This window comes from Bacteroides sp. 1_1_14 (assembly GCF_000162515.1).
Taxonomy (GTDB): Bacteria; Bacteroidota; Bacteroidia; order Bacteroidales; family Bacteroidaceae; genus Bacteroides; species Bacteroides thetaiotaomicron.
Genome location: NZ_GG774704.1, coordinates 1 through 4,417, shown reverse-complemented (window position 1 = coordinate 4,417; position 4,417 = coordinate 1). Strand labels below are relative to the sequence as shown.

The following is a 4,417-nucleotide window of genomic DNA, read 5'->3' as shown; positions in this document are numbered from 1 at the left end:
GCAATTCTTTTATTTATACGAATATACCTTTTACTTCTGTCGGATATAAATATTGATCGGTGTACCGGTCAGATTCCACTTCTCACGCATTTTATTTTCCAGGAAACGTTTGTACGGTTCCTTCACATACTGCGGCAAATTGGCGAAATATACAAATGAAGGCACTTGTGTATTCGGCAACTGCGTGATATATTTGATCTTGATATATTTACCTTTATTGGAGGGGGGTGGATATGCCTCAATCAACGGAAGCATCTCTTCGTTCAGGCGGGCAGTCGGTATCTTCGTCGTACGGTTTTCATACACGTTACGGGCTTCTTCAAGCACTTTCAGGATACGCTGTTTGGTCAATGCAGAAGCAAATATAATCGGGAAATCCACAAAGGGAGCAAAACGTGAACGGATAGTCGCTTCAAACTCCTTCATCATTTTCGCCGTTTTATCCTCTATCAGGTCCCACTTATTAATCACGACTACCAGCCCCTTCTGATTTTTCTGAATCAAAGAAAGAATATTCAAATCCTGGCTTTCAACACCTCTTGTAGCATCAAGCATCAAAATACAGACATCCGCGTTTTCAATCGAACGAATCGAACGGACTACCGAATAGTATTCCAGATCCTCGTTCACCTTATTCTTTTTACGGATACCGGCTGTATCTACCAGATAAAAATCAAATCCGAATTTATTGTAACGAGTATAAATAGAGTCACGGGTTGTTCCGGCGATCTCCGTTACAATGTTACGGTCTTCTCCGATAAACGCGTTTACAATAGAGGATTTTCCTGCATTCGGGCGTCCTACTACAGCAAAGCGGGGAATATCATCATCCAGAATTTCCGAAGTCTCTTTATTGAATTTGCTGACGATCAAGTCCATCAAATCACCTGTACCACTTCCGGTGATAGCAGAGATACAATACGGATCGCCCAATCCTAATTTATAAAACTCAGGAGCGTTATATTGTAATTCATTATTATCCGTCTTGTTGGCAACCATAATCACCGGGCTGTTAGCACGTCGCAAGATAGTCGCAACCTGCATATCCAGGTCAGTCACTCCGTTCATCACATCCACTACAAACAGAATAACATCTGCTTCTTCCACAGCCAGCAATACTTGCTTCCGGATTTCCTCTTCAAAGATATCGTCAGAGTTCACTACCCATCCGCCGGTATCTACCACGGAGAACTCACGACCCAGCCATTCGGACTTGCCATACTGCCTGTCACGGGTTGTACCCGCTTCTTCATTCACAATTGCCTGACGAGTTTTCGTCAGACGGTTAAATAAGGTAGACTTGCCCACATTGGGGCGTCCTACAATTGCAACTAAATTATTCATAGCTCAATACCTTGTTTTTCACGACTATCCCAGTCGCATGAATACTCTTAATCTAACTGATAACCAAAGTTCCGCAGTTCCTTATCCGAACTACGCCAATCTTTATCAACCTTCACATAAGTTTCCAGGAAAATCGTCTTTCCAAAGAAACGTTCCAATTCCCGGCGTGCTTCGGTAGCTACTTTTTTCAATGCTTTTCCCTGCTTGCCGATAATGATTCCTTTTTGTGAATCACGTTCCACATAAATCACTGCCCGGATATGTATTTTTTTCGCTTCCTCTTTAAATTCTTCCACTACTACTTCCACCGAATAAGGGATTTCCTTATCATAATATAGCAGAATCTTTTCACGGATAATCTCATTCACAAAGAAACGGGCAGGCTTATCCGTCCACTGATCTTTGCCGAAATAAGGAGGAGAATCAGGCAACAGTTCCTGAATACGCTTCATCACATAGTCTACATTAAACTTGGATGCGGCGGAAATAGGGATAATCTCAGCCTGCGGAAGCAACTCCTTCCACTCTTCGACCAGTTTGATCAGCTTCTCCTGATCCGTAAGGTCTATTTTGTTGATAAGCAACAGGACAGGAACCGTCATCTGACGCACCTTTCCCATAAACTCATTATTCTTATCGGGCGTCTCCACCACGTCAGTCACATAAAGCAGTACATCCGCATCTGTCAATGCAGAGGTTGAGAAGTTCAGCATCGACTCCTGCAACTTATAGTTAGGTTTCAATACTCCCGGAGTATCAGAAAAAACAATCTGCATATCATCCGTATTATAAATTCCCATAATTCGGTGACGGGTAGTCTGCGCTTTGAAGGTAGCAATTGATATACGTTCTCCCACCAAAGCATTCATCAATGTCGACTTTCCGACATTCGGATTCCCTACGATGTTTACAAAACCTGCTTTATGCATTTCTCTTTATTTTATTGGTTGAGACAAAAAAACGCATCGAATCGAAATAGGATGCGTTTTTTGTGTTATAATTCAGTAACTTACGTTACGATTCCTTTTTTCCGTCATAACCCCATTTTACATAAACCGCACCCCATGTAAATCCGGCGCCGAATGCTGTAAATATAATGTTATCACCTTTCTTTAGTTTATCTTCAAAATCCCAGATACACAGAGGAAGCGTAGCGGCACTTGTGTTACCATAATGCTCAATGTTCACCAACACTTTATCCATCGGGAGTTCCATGCGATGAGCCACAGCTTCAATGATACGTACATTCGCCTGGTGGGGAACCACCCAGTTAATAGTATCTTTAGTCAGACCATTCTTTTCTGCAATTGCAGCCGATACATCCGACATACTTGAAACCGCATATTTGAACACTGTTCTTCCTTCCTGGTGCAGATAGTGCATTTTATTGTCTACAGTGAAATAAGACGGAGGACAAACCGAACCACCAGCTTTCATGTGGAGGAAAGGCAGGCCTTTACCATCAGTTCTCAATATCGAATCCATAACACCTAAATCTTCCGTAGTGGGCTCCATCATAAAAGCAGCGGCACCGTCACCAAAGATAGGGCATGTAGCACGATCTGTATAGTTAACCATTGACGACATCTTATCGGCACCGACAATGATAATTTTCTTATATCTTCCCGAACGAATGAAGTTAGCAGCTGTTTCCATCAAATACAGGAAACCGCAACAAGCGGCCTGCAAATCGAAAGCAAATGCGTTTTTCAGTCCGAGTTTATCGCAAAGAATAGAAGCTGTAGAAGGGAAGTGATAGTCAGGAGTAGTAGTAGCAACAATAACCAAATCAATATCGTCAGGATTGGCTCCGGTCTTCTTCATCAACTGCTTGGCAGCTTTGCGTGCCATGTATGAGCTACCTAATCCTTCCTCATTCAGAATATGTCTTTCCTTTACTCCAATACGAGTCATAATCCATTCATCGTTGGTATCTACCATTTTTGATATCTCTTCATTAGTCAAGATATAATCGGGTACATATCCTCCAACTCCTGTGATTACTGCATTTATTTTTTCCATCAAACCTATTTTAAATTAGCGATACTATAATACTTAAAGCAGCCGGAGAGTTTTCCCCCTCGGCTGTCTTGAGTATACTGTACTAATTATACAGCTGCTTCTTTTTCGATAGCGAGCTTACCTCTGTAGTAACCACATGCGCCACATACAGTGTGATAAACATGCCATTCTCCGCAATTCGGACAAATAGCCAATGTAGGAGCTACTGCCTTATCATGAGTTCTTCTCTTTGCTGTTCTTGTTTTTGATTGTCTTCTCTTAGGATGTGCCATTTTCTTAAAACTTTAATTATTATCTAATATTTTTTTTAATTCATTCCAACGGGGATCAATTTGTTCCTCCATTTCCTCCTCAACTACGATATCATCTCCACCTGTGTCGAAGACTTCATCGCTATCTTCATTGGCATCTGTCTTGAGATGCTTGCTCAACTTGCTAGTAACAGCTTTGTTGCACTTACCCGGAGCATGCACATGCTTCATTGGGATAGAGAGTGCAACGAATTCATACATGAACCATGCAACGTTGATTTCTCCCTCTTCTTCAGGGATCACAATCAGGTTGTCGCCTTCCTCTGCATATTCATGTCCAAACTTCACCATCAGTTTGTCAGACGAAGTGATCTGTAGCTCCATTTCGTCCAGGCAACGGTCGCATGGTACCCATACTATACCGTCTGTCTGAAAGCTCAGTTCGAAAGCACGAGAGGTTCTTTTCACAGTCAAAGTAACATTTACTTTTCCTTTCTGAACTTCAGGACCATCAATGTGGGCGAAGTAAAGGTTATCCAAAACAAACTCATACTTAGCAGAGTCTGTTTGCATGCCTTTCAAATCAATTTTGTATTTATCAAACTTTCCCAAAGCTTCTCTCTTTTTTAAATCGTTAGATTACAATTCGGGCGACAAAGATACAAATAAATATCCTCATAACATACAAATTACCAGTAAATATTCACTTTTTTAATAGGTATTATGAGGATTATTGCTGTTAAAAATGATGTCACAAATTTCAGAAGGACAAAAAACAATAAAGCCCTTCTGGTATTTCT

The 4,417-nt window shown here is 41.3% G+C and carries 5 protein-coding genes; all 5 read right to left on the bottom strand.

The annotated features are described in order from the left end of the window. Positions 1 to 30: 30 nt before the first annotated feature. A complete protein-coding gene (gene der, locus HMPREF9007_RS17645) occupies positions 31 to 1,344 on the bottom strand; it encodes a ribosome biogenesis GTPase Der (protein ID WP_008760766.1) in 1,314 nt (437 codons plus the stop codon). Positions 1,345 to 1,391: 47 nt separating this feature from the next. Continuing rightward, a complete protein-coding gene (era, locus tag HMPREF9007_RS17650; protein WP_008760765.1) occupies positions 1,392 to 2,273 on the bottom strand; it encodes a GTPase Era in 882 nt (293 codons plus the stop codon). 85 nt (positions 2,274 to 2,358) lie between these two features. After that, positions 2,359 to 3,366: a beta-ketoacyl-ACP synthase III gene (locus HMPREF9007_RS17655; protein ID WP_008760764.1), complete on the bottom strand. Its 1,008-nt coding sequence runs from the start codon at positions 3,364 to 3,366 to the stop codon at positions 2,359 to 2,361. Positions 3,367 to 3,452: 86 nt separating this feature from the next. Continuing rightward, positions 3,453 to 3,638, bottom strand: a complete 186-nt coding sequence (gene rpmF, locus HMPREF9007_RS17660) for a 50S ribosomal protein L32 (RefSeq protein WP_002562387.1) — start codon at positions 3,636 to 3,638, stop codon at positions 3,453 to 3,455. Between the two features lie 12 nt (positions 3,639 to 3,650). Beyond that, the gene (locus HMPREF9007_RS17665; RefSeq protein ID WP_008760763.1) at positions 3,651 to 4,229 is read right to left on the bottom strand and encodes a DUF177 domain-containing protein; all 579 of its coding nucleotides are present in this window, start codon (positions 4,227 to 4,229) and stop codon (positions 3,651 to 3,653) included. Positions 4,230 to 4,417 lie beyond the last annotated feature (188 nt).